Here is a 13955-nt window from a genome sequence, read left to right on the forward strand (position 1 = left end):
TGTTATGGTCATCAGTTAGCTTATTTGTCAGTTCTGAAGTATCTGGATTTTCCGAAGGTGCCGATAGCTCCAAGCTATTTCCTAGAGATGGATAAGATTCCAGTTCATCAGTTGGGAAATCATCCCAGTCTTCATCAAGTTCTAAATCTGTTGCTGATCCATTGAGATTGCTTGGTGCAGTGAACGGATTCGCGTTTTTCGTTAGTTCATCCCACTCATTATCCTCAGAGACATCCAATGAATCTATCTCAGGAGTTGTCAATTCTAGTGATGAGTGCTCCGGTTGTTCCAACATCCAATCATCCCAATCCTCATTTTCTTCTAGCTCCAATGATTCTAGGCTGAAGAGGTTAGGATCTGCATCAATCTGTTGTGTATCTTCTTCAAACAGATCACCCCATTCCTCTTCTAATTCCTGGTTTGAAGCTTCAGTTGTGGGTTCTGGTGATGAGGGCGTTAACTCCAAATCTTCTAATGTCAGGAGTTCCCAATTTTGATTATCCACTGCATCGGATGGCTTGAACTGAGATTCCGATTGTTCTTCAACGAATTCTTGCCATTGTTGATCAATTTCTGCATCTGAAACGTCTTGGTCAGTTAGCTCGTGATCAGGCGACTCCAGTAATTCCCACATCGAGTCATCCCAATCGTCCTGTTCAGTTTCCGCTTCTAATGCCTGGGTGCTATCTGTCGATGGCATCAGTGAGGATTCCAGTTCTGCGGAGGGTACTTCTAGTAGTTCAGGCTCAGTTTCTAGGAAAGTGTCAGGACTAGCCTGGATTTCTTCTAGAACCGGAGGTGGAGGTACCAAGATTGACTCCACTTCTGGTGCCGTATCCGGTAGCAAGTCAATACTAGCATCTGTTTCCTCTTCAATCGGGGGTGGAGTTACCAAGACTGACTCCACTTCTGGTGCGGTATCTGGTAGAAAGTCAGGAGCAATGTCTGTTTCCTCTTCAATGGGGGGTGGAGGTACCAAAACTGACTCAGTTTCTGACCACCTATCCTCTAGGAAGTTTGCTATTGCTTCTTCCTGTTCCAAGTCAGTAGTTTCTGGCAATTCATTACTCTCAGTAATCTCTGGAAACAAGCCAGCCTCAGAAACTACTTCATCGACTACTTCATCGACCAATCCAGGTTTGATGATCGGCTCAGTTACGGTGTAGGGATTAACCAATGAATCATCAATGTTCCCTGGGGTAGGAGCTGTTACTGACTCAAGGTCACCAAAGATTGTTGGGGGTGTCTCTGGTGCTGTCTGAGTCGGTTCTACTTCGGCTGGGGGAGGTTCTGCTACTAACTCCGAGGCAGAGGCAACGGCTGCTGCTGCCAATCCAGTCCCCAAAACCGCTGTAGTAACTGTATCGAGACGATGCTCTGTGTGTGACTCTACTGACTCTACTGACTCTACTGACTCTACTGACTCTACTGACTCTACTGACTCTATGGCTACTCGGGTTTCAGTAACTGGTTCTGTGCTTGGCAATAAATGGGTTTCAACCCTAGGGGATTCAGGCTCTATAACCCCAGTAGTGCTAGTTGGGTAACCTAGAGTGAGTAGAACTTCAAAGAGCTTATGCAGACTCTTGATGTTGCTCTGAATAATTTGATTGCCTTGAGCCACCTGATCATTGTGAAATTGCCGCAGTTCTCTATAGCGACCATTGCCGATAAACTGGTCCCCCACTTCATTGTCGATGGCACCGTTAATGGTATCAATGCGGGTACACATACGATGACCAGGTTTTGCCTGGGCTGCATCTAAATCAGCATTGGTGTCGGCTACCCAGGTGGTAATTTTCAAATCAACTGCTTCGCTCAGGGCTAGGACAAGAGCCTCTTTAATGTTCCCTGTCTTAAGGTATTGTCTAAAGTCATCTCTAGGAGCCATAATAGTACACTCGCGCTTATTAGGGTAGTTTTCTAACTTAGTTTAGATTGACTTATTATGAAGAATTTTTGATATTACCACGTCCACCCTTGGGTTGTAGTGGTAGGATTCTTTAAAGGATATAGCTGTTGTTGAGAGTTTTTCGGTGACTGTGAACACCCAACCGTCAACCGTCAACAAACACTCGGTTAATTAAATTATTTAGGTGAAATTTATATCAGATGATAACGAGTTGAGCAACTTAGCAGCGCCCATTACTGCTGAACACTTTGTCTGTCACGGAAGTAGCAGATCAAATCAATAATATTTATATTTTTTTTAGTGTTAAATAGTATTCCCTTTTTTGGAAGATAGACGCTTAGCCACTATCAGTATCGAGAGCAGAGCCTTGAGGTAGCCGACCCATGGTAGTACTCAGAACCGTAAACAGTTGTTGCAAATTTTCCAAATTTTGCTGAATAGTCTGGCGTCCTTGTTTTACCTGCTGTAGATGAAATTGCTTCAGTTCAGTGTAAGGCCCATTGCCCATAAACTCTGAACCAACTTCGTTGTTGATTTCACCATCAACAATATTCATGCTAGTACGCATTTGGCAATCAGAGGTTGGCTGGTCTAGCTCCGCTGAGGAATTAGGAGCTGGGCTAGATGAGGATACCCAAGTCGTAATTTCTAACTCCACTGCTTCACCTAGGGATAGGGTCAGAGCATCCCTAATGTTACCTGCCTTGATTTGTTGTTTAAAGTCGTCTTTAGTGGTCATGGATTTTGTTGCCTTAGTTGGGTACGGTGCGTGATAAGACGGGCTCGCAATCATTTTATCGGTCGCCAGGGTTGGGATAGTCCGTCTGGGAATATTGATAACCGGCAAGATGCCGGTTCCACCAATATGCCGGTTCCACCAATATGCCGGTTCCACCAAGATGCCCGTTCCACCAAGATGCTGCTTCCACCAAGATGCCGGTTCCAACCACCGGGTCAAACAGCTTTTTAGGAGATCCACCCGTTATTAGTTTTTAGTTGTTAGTTGTTAGTTCTTAGCCAAAAATCGGTAACTTCATATCCTAGTTCCTCTAACATTCGATGGAGCAGGGGTAAGCTCAGACCGATAACATTACTATGACAGCCTTCGATTTTGTCAACGAAGAGTCCCCCTCTACCTTCCAAAGCAAAGGCACCAGCACATTTAAGGGGTTCGCCAGTAGCAACATAGGCTTTTATAGCGCGATCGCTTACATTGGCAAAATAAACTCGCGTTACACCACAGCGCACTATGGTTTTGTTCCGAGATAAGTCAATTAAAGCATGACCTGTATAGAGTTCTCCAGTAGTCCCTCGCATCTGTTGCCAACGAGCGATTGCTTCAGATGGGTTAGGAGGTTTGCCATAAATCCCACCCTCCATACTCAATACAGAATCACAGCCTAATACCAGAGCGTCGCTAAATTGATCAGCAACAGTTTTTGCTTTTTGTTCAGCTAGAATCTGCACTAAGGTTGCTGGCTCCGGATGCTGCACTTGAGATTCGTCAAAATTGCTTTGGCAGACCACCGGTTCAATACCAGCAGTTTGCAACAATCGTCTGCGAGCACTAGAAGCTGAAGCTAATACAAAAGTCGGCACATCCATATAGCAATTTTCAGAAACGTTTGAGCGACATTGCTTATGCTTTTAAGGCAAGAGGCAAGAGGCAAGAGGCAAGAGGCAAGAGGGTTTCACGGAAATCAGCGTCAAAAAAGACTGTAGCTGATCAGCACGCCTTTGGCGAACAACTAAACAACCAAACAACCTGTAACCTTCAACCAAACAACCTGTAACCTTCAACCAAACAACCTGTAACCTTCAACCAAACAACCTGTAACCTTCAACCAAACAACCTGTAACCTTGGCCTATTGGCCACGCTACGCGAACAACCAAACAACCTGTAACCTTCAACTGTTTACTAGTTCACTGAAAATGACTTAACCACTGTCTGCAACAAATTTTTCATTTTACCCCAGCGTCGTTCGGTCGTGGAAGCATTGAAGGTGTAGAGCTTGCCACGGTTGACCACCACACTGGCGAGGTTGTGCCGTTCTTGGCTGGGAAGTTGGACGTTGTATTCTAAAAGGTAATAAGTCTTGTCTGCTACCTCACGAGCTTCAGCATTAACCAACTCGGCTGTGCGACCAGAATCGGGAGGAGCAAAGGCATTTTTTTGCAGCTGATACCCCACTTCTGAGGGTGTACCTAAATCAGCAAGGGTCTTGCCTTCCGGCACTGGGCTAATCACCATACTAACATTTTCGGTGCTTTCGATAAGATCGTGGAACACTACATCCGGTCCATCAGTCACTTGGATAGGGACCCAACCGTTGGGATACAAAAACTGATAACCTTTAAGGCTGTCTACATAGCTTTGTAGACCACTGGCACCAGTTGTGCAGCCATGTATAGCCAGACTCAACACTAGCAGCAGTAGTGGTGCAATTTTCTTGAGCATCTCTTTGAGCATCTCTATTGAACGTCAACTCAGCTGCTTAATTGTCTCATCTTTAACTAATCGTACTTGCCTCTATGTATTTTCTGTTACCGGTTGGACACTCACCAGATGTGTGATAGATAGTGAAGTCAAGCTAATAGAGCGATTTTAGACAACTGCACACGGTAACAATTCTGGAAATCATCAGGCTTTGTAAGGAAAATCATGAAACCAACTTATCGAACTATCTCTAGTCTAGGAATTGCCACAATACTGACTGGCTTTACCGCAACTGTCTATGCTCAGCAGCCGCCAATTCCAGTGCCAGTGATTATCCGATCTGAGCCAGATAATCAAGAGCCGACCTCTGAGAAAGAGCCAACTAATACTCAAGCCCAACCTGCCGAAGAGCCACCAGCTAATACTCAAGCCCAACCTTCCCAAGAAAAACCGGCTGATTCTGAAGCCAAACCTTCCCAGCCAGCCAATTCTGAAAAACCCACTGTTGAGAAAGACCCTTTTAATACGGAATTGCCTGTGAGGACTATACCCCGAATGAGTGCTGTGGAATTCTACAACCGGGGCGTGGATCAACTAGATAATGGTAATTATCGAGAGGCAATGGCAGATTTCAAACAGGCTTTGCAGCTGGAACCCTATGACCCTGATATCAACTACAATCTTGGCTACGTCCACCACATTCAGGGGAATTATCAAGAAGCGATTGATAACTACACTGCTGCTATCAAGATTAAAACCGACTATGGTGAAGCCTATAGCAACCGTGGCTATGCCTATTTTGTGCAAAAGAAGTACATCGAAGCGATCGCTGATTTTTCCAAGGCTATTACTCTGACACCCGATAATGATACGGTTTATCTCAGTCGAGGTAATGCCTACTCTGAAATAGAGAACTATTTCCAAGCAATTGCCGATTACGATCGAGCTGTGTCGATTAATCCTAAAAATGCTATGGCTTACTACCAGCGTGGTTTAACTCGTAGTAAGCTCAAACAGTATCAAGCTGCTGTAGCTGATTACACAGAAACTCTAAAAATTGAACCCACTTTTGCCGATGCGTTTTATAAACGGGGTCTAGCAAGCCTTGACCTCAATAAGGTTGAGGAAGCGATTCAGGATTTCAAAAAAGCGGCTGATTTATTCCAAGAACAAGGCAGAACTGAAAATTACCAAGAAGCGATGGAAGCCATCAAAAAGCTTTAATGGCGACCGGACGCTTGAACTGAATTGGCTTTTCAACAGCTTTCTTCTGTGCAGTACCTAGCTCACACCAGAGGCTGAAAAAGCCACAAAGATCAAGCCACTTACTAAAATCAGAGCTGTTACACCCAAGATCAGGTAGTTGCGCTTTTCTGCTGCAGTGGGTGGCTCTGCCTGGTACACTTTTGGCTCTTTAGCAAAATTGTTCAAACGTCCGCCGTCTTCTACTGTATATGGCATTGATTACAACCTTTTTTTACTTTATATATATAAATGTAACAAAGAATGTAACAAAAATTGGTATAACTACTCTTCAGTTTTCCTGATCAGCTTGATTTGTTACGTTAAAGTCTTAATCCAGTCCTAGACCTTGACAAATTATTTGATATATGTATTTATAGCAGTTCTCAGAATCATCAGGTACACAGGTTTTTTTACTACTCCCTACTCCCTACTCCCTACTCCCTACTCCCGCGCAACCCCAAGGGCGTAGTACCTCACCTAATTGAGAACTGCTATATCAGCTAGGTAATGGTACCAGTGAGGGGTGAGCTAGCACTAGCATAGTTTTTAACTGGAATACGACCAGCTAGGTAAGCCAGACGACCAGCTTCGGTGGCCATTCCCATCGCTTTTGCCATCATGACAGGATTACCTGCTAATGCGATCGCACTATTAATCAATAAAGCATCTGCCCCTAACTCCATGGCATAGGTGGCTTCACTGGGGCTACCTATGCCAGCATCTACCACCACCGGAACTCCAGCTTCCTCAATGATGATTTCAATATTGGCAGCATTCTTGATGCCCTGTCCCGAACCAATGGGTGAACCCAAAGGCATCACCGTCGCACATCCTACCTCTTCTAGGCGTTTGGCTAATAAGGGATCCGCATTAATATAGGGCAAAACGGCAAACCCTTCTTTTACCAGTTGCTCTGCTGCCTCTAGAGTACCAATGGGGTCAGGGAGTAAATACTTAGGATCAGGAATCACTTCCAGTTTCACAAAATTATTGTCTTCTTGACCCAATAGCTTCGCCATTTCCCGACCAAGCCGTGCCACTCGCACCGCTTCTTCCGCCGTTTTACAGCCTGCGGTATTGGGTAACATCCACAGTTTCGTCCAATCCAGGGATTCCGCTAGCCCTTCGTGTCCTGGTGCTTTAGTTTGTACCCGACGCACGGCCACCGTTACAATTTCACTGCCACTAGCCGCAATACTTTTAGCCATTACCTGTTGAGAGTCATACTTACCTGTGCCAGTCATCAGACGAGACCGAAAGGTTTTTCCCGCAATGGTTAGTAAATCCGGTGGTTCCGTCCCATTGTCAGAGTGAGAGTCCCGGACCGTAGCAGAATTATAGTGCAGCACTGGTGTTGAGGAGGAGTTACTAGATACACTGAGATGATGACTAAGATTAGGACTAAGATTAGGAATGCTTTGACTTGAGGCTGGTTGATGGTAAGGTCGGTCGTATCGAAATTGATCTAACAATGGGTCAGACTTTTGCTTCTCAATCAGGTCAGCCAGCAACAAAGCGGTCACCGGAGCCAGCAAAATACCGTAGCGATAGTGACCAGTAGCCAAGCTCAGGTTTTGGCATGGACTAGTGCCAAGAATTGGTAATTGGTCAGGTGTGGTTGGTCGAAATCCCCACCAACACTCATGAATCGAGCAGTGTTGAATTTCCGGATATAGCCGGATAGCTGATTCTAACAAACGGTTAATTCCAGCAGTAGTGTTGTCAGGCTGCCAACCTACATCCTCTACTGTTGCACCAATCAAAATTCGTCCATCTCGACGGGGGACTAGATAAACCTCAGAGCTGAATAACACTCGCTGTAGTGGCAAGGGGTGTTGATAATTTTTAGTGGCTTTTACTGACAGCATCTGACCTTTTTTTGGAGCCACTGGCAAGGGCAATAGTTGATTAGACCAGGCTCCAGTTGCTAGGACATAATGGTCTGCATGGAGTTCCCCTGCGGAGGTTCTAATCCCAGAGACTAAGCGATTGTGTTGCTGAATTGCCTCCACAGCTATGCCTTCACGTAGGTCTACTCCCCATTCTTGGGCAGCCAGTCGCAGGGCTTTACTGAGTGCTTGGGGGACCACCTGAGCATCTTCTGGGTACCACCAACCACCAACCACTTCTGAGCTTAAACCTGATTGATAGCAATGAATCGTATCTTTATCTAACCAGTCAGCAACTCCGGTTTTGTTGCTGACCTGCTGTTGCTGATTTCCTGGTGCCCCTTCATAGACCGGTGCTAAAAAGCCACAGGGCCAATAGCCCGTTGCCACACCAGTCATCTGTTCCAGTTTGGTACACCATTGAGGATACAGTGAGTGGGACCACAGGCCCAAATCTAGCATGGGACCGATGGGGAGCGCTTCTGAGAAGGGTGCCAACATTCCCGCTGCAGCTAGGGTGGCACCTTCTTGGAAATTGCGGGTGACAACAGTTACTGTTGCCCCACGCCGCTTCAGTTCTACAGCGATCGCTAAACCGATAATGCCACCGCCAATAATCAGAATGTCACTTGCTGCTTTCATAGGTTAAGGAGAGTGGAGACTAGGGATTGGGGAAAGTATCAAGGATGAAGTATCAAGGATGAACTATTAAGGAGGAAGTATCAATGAACTATTAAGTATGAAGTGGGAAGTGGGAAGTGTAACTCGTAGGTTGTGGATAACGTTTTTAGTCAACCTTAAGTCCGATAAACCCATTTCTTCCTTCAACCTTTATTGTTCATGCTTTCTACTTCAACCTTTATTTTTCATCCTTTATTTTTCATCCTTTCTCCTTTTCACCCATCCCCTAATCCCCAATCCCTAATCTCTTCCCCAACCTTTTAAACAACTACAGGTGCTGCCCTTTACCATAGAGCTGGTATGGGGTCATTATCTTCGTATACTACTGTACCAGAACTTCCTGTAGTTGCTGAGCTTGCTGTACTCGCTGGAGCACTAGACTCACTGATCACGGTAGTTCCTTGAGCAACAGTATCCTCCTCTGGCTCGGCAAAGGTATTAGTTGTATTTGCCTGTGCTTGTTCGAACGGTTGCTCTGGTTGAATACTCAGTGCTTCCCCTTCTGTAATTGATGGGTCTTCTGACACTTCTGGATCAGTTGGTGTTGCCTCATCCTGGTTCCTACCCAGATTAAAGAAGGGAATGTTAAAGCGAGAAGCCTTTTGTTCCTCAGGTTCAGGAAGTGGTTCTACTTGATTTGCACTCTGGGGAGCCTCTTCGATTTGGCGACCCTTACAAGCACTAACTGCTCCTAGGAGAGCAACCAGGACTAATAATTTGGTAGTTAACCTCATATATTTGTTCATACTCTGATTCGATATCAAGAATTGTGTTTGCATGACTTAATACCTGTGTGTCGAAGTAGGGAATTTACAGATGTGCCCTTTTCGGTGAACACACCCGCCCATAATATACCAGTTGAGTTCTCCGGAGGTCACTATAAAATAAAATTGTTCATTGTCTTGATGCAAAGGGCGAGTGGGGGTTTCCCCCTTTGGCCGACTACATCGCTTTGACCCTATCCCCTTTACCCATCTAGCTGCTCCAACCCTCCACCATTAGTTAAGCACTAGTTAACCATTGCTAAATGTGCCTTAGCTTACATTCTGTTAGGACTGATGGGGATATAGGGTTAACAAATGATGATTTAAAAGCTAACTGCGTCAGTGCGATCGCTAACGTAAGCATTCAGCTATCAGCTATCAGCTGATGGGTTATGGGTTATGGGAAAGCTAAACCTAACAGCTTTTGAATAAAAAAGGTAACCATTCGAATAATGCTGAGTTACGTCATAGCGTCGAAGGCTGTGCCACGCTGTTCCCGTAGCGTGGCCAACGGCCAAGGGCTTTTCCCCAGACTTGAAATTTTTTTTAAGCTGAACGCGCACGCGTGAGCTTTTAGCTGACGGCTGACGGCTGACGGCTGAATGCTTAATCGCTAACTGCTTCTGCTGATATGCAGTTAACTGTTTTAGTAACTGTTTTAGTTAACTTATCTACTTTTCTAGGGTTGCTTAGTGACGGGTAACAGTCAACAGTCAACAGTCAACAGTCAACAGTTAACCACCCGGAATTTAACTATAGCTTAACTTATGCCTTAACTTATGTCTTAAGCTAGGCTAGTTAAGTCTGTCATTCTCGGTAGCATGTCACCTTTGTAATTATGTACATAGATCCCCCCTAGCCCCCCTTAAATAAGGGGGGAATTAGATTCACAAGTCTCCCTTATTAAGGGATAATTATATTCACAATTAACCCTTAATAAGGGGGAATTATATTCACAATTAACCCTTTTTAAGGGATAATTATATTCACAATTAACCCTTTTTAAGGGATAATTATATTCACAATTAACCCTTTTTAAGGGGGATAATGGGGGATCTGAATCAGGGATTAACAAAATTGACATGCTCCCGTCATTCACTCATTCTCTCTATTCTGACTAAACTACACGTTAGCACTACTATGCTTTGGTTGATATTCGCTAGTCTAACAGCTCTTTTTGCTTCTGGCAAGGATTTGACCAGTAAGAGAGGGCTCAAAAATGTTGATGCTTACATTGTTTCTTGGGCGTTATTCTTTTTTTATTTGCCGGTTTTACTCCCCCTCCTTTTTGTTATTGAAATTCCCGAACTAGGCCGAGATTTTGGCTTAGCATTAATGGTAGGAGGGTCTCTGAATGTGGTGGCCATGAGCTTGTATATCCAAGCATTGAGTCGCTCTGACTTATCCATTACCGTTCCCTTTGTGACCTTCACACCGTTATTTTTATTAGTGACATCCCCAATCATTGTTGGAGAATATCCTACCCCCTTAGATATGGTAGGGATTATGATGATTGTACTTGGGTCTTATAGCTTGAATTTGAAAGAAAAAAGAAACGGTTACCTCGCCCCTTTTAAAGGGCTACTGAAGCAACGAGGTCCTAAGTTAATGTTAACCGCAGCTGTAATTTTTAGTATTACGGCCAACTTTGATAAGGTGGGGGTAGAAAATTCTTCACCAATATTTTGGGCAATTGCACTGCATACCTTTATTGCCACAGGGATGGGATTTATTATGCTGTATAAATCAAGAGGTAAATTAAACCAAATTCCAAAATACTTACTGTCTATAGTTCCTATTGGTTTCTTTCAGGCTGGAGCAATTTTGTGCCAAATGACAGCTCTCGAAATGACCTTTGTTAGCCACGTGATTGCTGTTAAACGCATGAGTGCTTTAATTAGTGTAATCTTAGGATGTCTAATTTTTAAAGAACCGGGAATTCAGGAAAGAGCAACTGGAGCAGCAATTATGGTATTGGGAGTTTTACTGATTAGTTTATCGGGACATTAGGATTGGGTTTTAGGGAAAAGGGAGCAGGGACTTCGGAGCAGATGTAGGGTGGGCAGTGCCGATTAAATCTATTACAACCTGATATTATCCGTCTGAACCACTGCCCACCCTACGATTAATTTATTCCCGATTCCCGATTCCCGATTCCCGATTCCCGATTCCCCTCCTGGGAGGGGTTAGGGGTGGGTTCCGATTCCCGATTCCCGATTCCCGATTCCTTATTTATTAATAAAAAAAAATTCCCAAACCCCTTGACAATTAGTCAATAAATTAATATATTAATATTATACCTAGTTCAAACACGGAACTCCAAATGACTAACAACATTAATCCCAACTCAGATGACAATCTCAACAATCCTAATTCCCCAGAAAACTCTGGTGACCAATGCCGTAAGTGCAAAAAAGCCAAGCACGTCTTGGTCGGTACTCCTGAACAGGTTCGCAAGACCATTAATGCGGTGTATGCCCTTAAGTATGCACACCCGGACGAATGGAGCACTCCGGAGCCTACCGGAAAACCTGGTCAGGTGATGACGTTTTTCATTCGATACTTTTATGTAGACTAGGATAGGAATTTGCCAGGGATTTTCATCCCTGGCCCACAGGAATCGTGAGGGTTATGTTGCGAAAATTGTTTTGTGAAGCAGGATGAAGCAGTATGAGTTGGGATGTTGTTGGTTTCCAGCAGTTGCTGACTAACTCAACAACAATGTAATAGTCGATTTGGAGTTGTTATCATATAAGTACAGCTAAAGCTGTTCTTGTGGCATATTCAAAACTTGAATGCGGTCAAGAATTGGGTTTAACCAAACTTGACCGATTTTTTTTAGGAAGTCGGGAATCGGGAGTCGGTAGGCCAAATATAGCAATTCTGTTTCCCATGAGGTACAAAGGGATTCGTATAATATACAATACAATGTAGTGCCCTCTAAATAGTCTGATATGTCTGAAGGAGTGCAAGACAAGTGGGAATCAGCAGGGAGAGACTGCAATATCCCTAGGTTTATTAAATTAACGTAGACGGGGTTAAACGATCTATGCTGAGAAGGTTGATATGGTCAAAGATCGGTTTCATTTTGTTGTTAGAACTGCTTTAGAAAAAGACAACTGGACGATTACGGCAGACCCTTACGAAATTAGGATCGATGATGTCTATTTTGAGATTGATTTAGGAGCGGAAAAACTATTAGCAGCAGAACGAAAAAATCAGAAAATTGCTGTTGAAGTCAAAAGTTTTATCAGCCCATCCAAGGTTTCGGACTTTCATATGGCATTGGGGCAATTCCTCAACTACCGAGATGCACTGGCAAGGATGGAAGCCAATCGCCAGCTTTATTTGGCTGTGCGAGAGCCAATTTATGAGAGTTTTTTCCAGCGACGCTTCATCATGGCAGCAGTTGATCGTTATCAGATTAGATTACTAATTTATGATGTGAAACAGGAGGTAATTGTTCAATGGCTGTAGAGCAGTATCGCCAGTATATTCGACATCTTCTTTCCGAACGTGCTCAACGGGCTTCACGGCAAACAATTGCACCAGAGTACGAGGTTCAGACTGTCTTTGATACAGAGCAGGATCACTACCAACTGCTCTATGTTGGTTGGCGTGGCAATAAACGTGATTTTGGCTGTATTTTACATGTTGATATCAAGGGTGGAAAAATTTGGATTCAGCATGACGGCACCGAAGAAGGACTTGCCAACCGATTAGTGGAAATGGGAGTTCCAAAACAGGATATTATTTTAGCTTTTCATGAACCTGAAGTACGCCAGTATACTGGTTTTGGTATAGGTGAAGGGATTGTTAATTAATCTAATCGTAAGCATATGCGCTACGCGCACGCTACTTGAGGTGCTATCAGCTGTCAGCTGTCAGCTAATGCGCTACGCGCTTGACCGATTTTTTTTAGGGAGTCGGGAGTCGGGAGCCCAACAGTCACTTACCCCTTCAACGGTTACATTCAAGCATAAGATTGACGGATTACTTGTATCTTCCCACTAGATACAGTTTCGGGTTTTGGACTGACGCTAATTTCAATAGTTTGACCTAATGCTACCAAAAAAAATAATAGCTTTTCCAAGGAAAACCCTTGCAAGCGACCATTTTTTAAATCCATGAATTGAGGAGGCTCAATTTTTAAAATCATAGCTACATCTGAATCAGTCAGTTGTCTTTCATCAATCAGATCGTAAATGAGTGAAGCTAGTTTAACCTTAGCCAACTTTTCTTCAGCATTAATAAATCCTAAATCTGCAAAAATGTTACCTGAGCTTACAGTATAATCTGGCATTATTTTATCCTTGGTGCTATTAATCTTGTTGTTTAGCAATATCTTGTGCTTGTTTTAGGCGTTCTTTAATTAAATTCATAGTCTGCTTTGGGGTTTTAATACCTGTTTTTGACTTTTTTTTAAAGGCGTGGAGAACATATATAGTATTCCCAAGTTTGACAGCATATACTGTTCTGTAAGTATCTGTTTTATAATCGGTGACAATTTCTAACACTCCATTTAATCCTTTCAAAGGTTTAATATGAGGATGATTTTTGTTTTTTTGAACCCGATAGAGAATGTAACCAACTTCATCGATGACATCTTCAGGAAACCCTAACAGTTCCTTTTTTGAAGGTCCCACCCAAATAAGATTTTTCAGTAATTCATCTCCCATGTTGACATTTGGCATCTAGATCGTAAAGTTGCTCTTGTTGACTTTTTTGTGGGTAAACCCTATTGGCAGAGACGATTCTGGCATTAGCTTTATCTCCCTTAAGGAAAAGAAATTGACAGAACACTTTTCCCTATAGTACCTAGCAACATTCATGAGCGACTGCATCAACAAAGAATCAACTATTATTACTACTCCCTACTCCCTACTCCCTACTCCCTACTCCCTACTCCCCACTCCCTCCAAGCGCAGAAAATGCATATTTCCCCCTTCATCCCCTGCGACAATGGTGACATCATCCGGTGCAACGGCACAACAGTTGATGGCACTTTCTCCAGTAAACGTAGCAA

17 protein-coding genes and 2 pseudogenes are annotated in these 13955 nt (G+C 43.7%); 8 read left to right on the forward strand and 11 right to left on the reverse strand.

The features are described 5' to 3' along the window. The 3 genes from F6K51_RS32195 to F6K51_RS32205 all read right to left on the reverse strand — a co-directional run. The coding region (locus F6K51_RS32195; RefSeq protein WP_293028474.1) for a hypothetical protein at window positions 1-1891 on the reverse strand (1891 nt) is incomplete at its 3' end. Window positions 1892-2249: 358 nt separating this feature from the next. Further along, window positions 2250-2891 carry a hypothetical protein gene (locus F6K51_RS32200; RefSeq protein WP_293028476.1) on the reverse strand — a complete coding sequence of 214 codons (642 nt, stop codon included), beginning with the start codon at window positions 2889-2891 and terminating at the stop codon, window positions 2250-2252. Between the two features lie 20 nt (window positions 2892-2911). Continuing rightward, the gene (locus F6K51_RS32205) at window positions 2912-3517 is read right to left on the reverse strand and encodes a nucleoside triphosphate pyrophosphatase (protein ID WP_293028478.1); all 606 of its coding nucleotides are present in this window, start codon (window positions 3515-3517) and stop codon (window positions 2912-2914) included. 20 nt (window positions 3518-3537) lie between these two features. On the opposite strand from F6K51_RS32205, the gene F6K51_RS32210 reads away from it, so the two are divergent. After that, on the forward strand, window positions 3538-3705 hold the full coding sequence (locus F6K51_RS32210; RefSeq protein ID WP_293028480.1) for a hypothetical protein: 168 nt from the start codon (window positions 3538-3540) through the stop codon (window positions 3703-3705). A 126-nt stretch (window positions 3706-3831) separates the two neighbouring features. Here the strand turns inward: F6K51_RS32210 and psbP are convergent, their stop codons facing one another. Next, window positions 3832-4371, reverse strand: a complete 540-nt coding sequence (gene psbP, locus F6K51_RS32215; RefSeq protein ID WP_293028483.1) for a photosystem II reaction center PsbP — start codon at window positions 4369-4371, stop codon at window positions 3832-3834. 204 nt (window positions 4372-4575) lie between these two features. Between psbP and F6K51_RS32220 the strand changes: the two genes are divergently transcribed. Then, the gene (locus tag F6K51_RS32220; protein WP_293028485.1) at window positions 4576-5574 is read left to right on the forward strand and encodes a tetratricopeptide repeat protein; all 999 of its coding nucleotides are present in this window, start codon (window positions 4576-4578) and stop codon (window positions 5572-5574) included. Window positions 5575-5631: 57 nt separating this feature from the next. Here the strand turns inward: F6K51_RS32220 and F6K51_RS32225 are convergent, their stop codons facing one another. Then, window positions 5632-5811, reverse strand: coding sequence for a ssl1498 family light-harvesting-like protein (locus F6K51_RS32225; protein WP_293028487.1), 180 nt, complete (start codon window positions 5809-5811; stop codon window positions 5632-5634). Window positions 5812-5941: 130 nt separating this feature from the next. On the opposite strand from F6K51_RS32225, the gene F6K51_RS32230 reads away from it, so the two are divergent. Beyond that, window positions 5942-6064 (forward strand): hypothetical protein, encoded by a 123-nt coding sequence (locus F6K51_RS32230; RefSeq protein WP_293028490.1) that lies wholly within the window; start codon window positions 5942-5944, stop codon window positions 6062-6064. A 31-nt stretch (window positions 6065-6095) separates the two neighbouring features. On the opposite strand, the gene F6K51_RS38715 is transcribed toward F6K51_RS32230, so the two are convergent. The 3 genes and pseudogenes from F6K51_RS38715 to F6K51_RS32240 form a co-directional block, all read right to left on the reverse strand. Then, complete coding sequence (locus F6K51_RS38715) at window positions 6096-6869, reverse strand: thiazole synthase (protein ID WP_365940440.1); 774 nt, start codon at window positions 6867-6869, stop codon at window positions 6096-6098. Between the two features lie 219 nt (window positions 6870-7088). Continuing rightward, window positions 7089-8126: pseudogene (gene thiO / locus F6K51_RS38720) on the reverse strand (glycine oxidase ThiO); the annotation flags it as partial. A gap of 323 nt (window positions 8127-8449) precedes the next feature. Then, the gene (locus F6K51_RS32240) at window positions 8450-8944 is read right to left on the reverse strand and encodes a hypothetical protein (RefSeq protein ID WP_293028497.1); all 495 of its coding nucleotides are present in this window, start codon (window positions 8942-8944) and stop codon (window positions 8450-8452) included. 1125 nt (window positions 8945-10069) lie between these two features. Here F6K51_RS32240 and F6K51_RS32245 point away from each other — a divergent pair. Together F6K51_RS32245 and F6K51_RS32250 are read left to right on the forward strand one after the other, a co-directional pair. Beyond that, window positions 10070-10939, forward strand: a complete 870-nt coding sequence (locus F6K51_RS32245) for an EamA family transporter (RefSeq protein ID WP_293028503.1) — start codon at window positions 10070-10072, stop codon at window positions 10937-10939. 313 nt (window positions 10940-11252) lie between these two features. Then, window positions 11253-11507, forward strand: coding sequence for a hypothetical protein (locus tag F6K51_RS32250; protein ID WP_293028506.1), 255 nt, complete (start codon window positions 11253-11255; stop codon window positions 11505-11507). Window positions 11508-11690: 183 nt separating this feature from the next. Here the strand turns inward: F6K51_RS32250 and F6K51_RS32255 are convergent, their stop codons facing one another. After that, window positions 11691-11933, reverse strand: a complete 243-nt coding sequence (locus tag F6K51_RS32255; RefSeq protein ID WP_293028509.1) for a hypothetical protein — start codon at window positions 11931-11933, stop codon at window positions 11691-11693. Window positions 11934-11995: 62 nt separating this feature from the next. On the opposite strand from F6K51_RS32255, the gene F6K51_RS32260 reads away from it, so the two are divergent. Both F6K51_RS32260 and F6K51_RS32265 read left to right on the forward strand, forming a co-directional pair. Continuing rightward, window positions 11996-12406: an element excision factor XisH family protein gene (locus F6K51_RS32260; protein WP_293028512.1), complete on the forward strand. Its 411-nt coding sequence runs from the start codon at window positions 11996-11998 to the stop codon at window positions 12404-12406. Beyond that, a complete protein-coding gene (locus F6K51_RS32265) occupies window positions 12397-12753 on the forward strand; it encodes a XisI protein (RefSeq protein WP_293028519.1) in 357 nt (118 codons plus the stop codon). Before F6K51_RS32260 ends, F6K51_RS32265 begins: the two co-directional genes overlap by 10 nt. Before the next feature lie 149 nt (window positions 12754-12902). Here F6K51_RS32265 and F6K51_RS32270 read toward each other — a convergent pair whose 3' ends face one another. Both F6K51_RS32270 and F6K51_RS32275 read right to left on the reverse strand, forming a co-directional pair. Further along, a complete protein-coding gene (locus tag F6K51_RS32270) occupies window positions 12903-13232 on the reverse strand; it encodes a helix-turn-helix transcriptional regulator (protein WP_293028523.1) in 330 nt (109 codons plus the stop codon). A 19-nt stretch (window positions 13233-13251) separates the two neighbouring features. Further along, on the reverse strand, window positions 13252-13608 hold the full coding sequence (locus F6K51_RS32275; RefSeq protein WP_364300724.1) for a type II toxin-antitoxin system RelE/ParE family toxin: 357 nt from the start codon (window positions 13606-13608) through the stop codon (window positions 13252-13254). Window positions 13609-13759: 151 nt separating this feature from the next. On the opposite strand from F6K51_RS32275, the pseudogene F6K51_RS32280 reads away from it, so the two are divergent. After that, window positions 13760-13955: pseudogene (locus tag F6K51_RS32280) on the forward strand (hypothetical protein); the annotation flags it as partial.

The organism is Moorena sp. SIO3I8 (assembly GCF_010692325.1).
Lineage (GTDB): Bacteria > Cyanobacteriota > Cyanobacteriia > Cyanobacteriales > Coleofasciculaceae > Moorena.

Coding starts and splice junctions, on each gene's coding strand:
- F6K51_RS32225 (WP_293028487.1), bottom strand. CDS start 5,811: ATGCCATATACAGTAGAAGACGGCGGACGTTTGAACAATTTTGCTAAA.
- F6K51_RS32245 (WP_293028503.1), top strand. CDS start 10,070: ATGCTTTGGTTGATATTCGCTAGTCTAACAGCTCTTTTTGCTTCTGGC.
- F6K51_RS32250 (WP_293028506.1), top strand. CDS start 11,253: ATGACTAACAACATTAATCCCAACTCAGATGACAATCTCAACAATCCT.
- F6K51_RS32275 (WP_364300724.1), bottom strand. CDS start 13,608: ATGGGAGATGAATTACTGAAAAATCTTATTTGGGTGGGACCTTCAAAA.
- F6K51_RS32205 (WP_293028478.1), bottom strand. CDS start 3,517: ATGGATGTGCCGACTTTTGTATTAGCTTCAGCTTCTAGTGCTCGCAGA.
- F6K51_RS32260 (WP_293028512.1), top strand. CDS start 11,996: ATGGTCAAAGATCGGTTTCATTTTGTTGTTAGAACTGCTTTAGAAAAA.
- psbP (WP_293028483.1), bottom strand. CDS start 4,371: ATGCTCAAGAAAATTGCACCACTACTGCTGCTAGTGTTGAGTCTGGCT.
- F6K51_RS32240 (WP_293028497.1), bottom strand. CDS start 8,944: ATGCAAACACAATTCTTGATATCGAATCAGAGTATGAACAAATATATG.
- F6K51_RS32265 (WP_293028519.1), top strand. CDS start 12,397: ATGGCTGTAGAGCAGTATCGCCAGTATATTCGACATCTTCTTTCCGAA.
- F6K51_RS32270 (WP_293028523.1), bottom strand. CDS start 13,232: ATGCCAGATTATACTGTAAGCTCAGGTAACATTTTTGCAGATTTAGGA.
- F6K51_RS32220 (WP_293028485.1), top strand. CDS start 4,576: ATGAAACCAACTTATCGAACTATCTCTAGTCTAGGAATTGCCACAATA.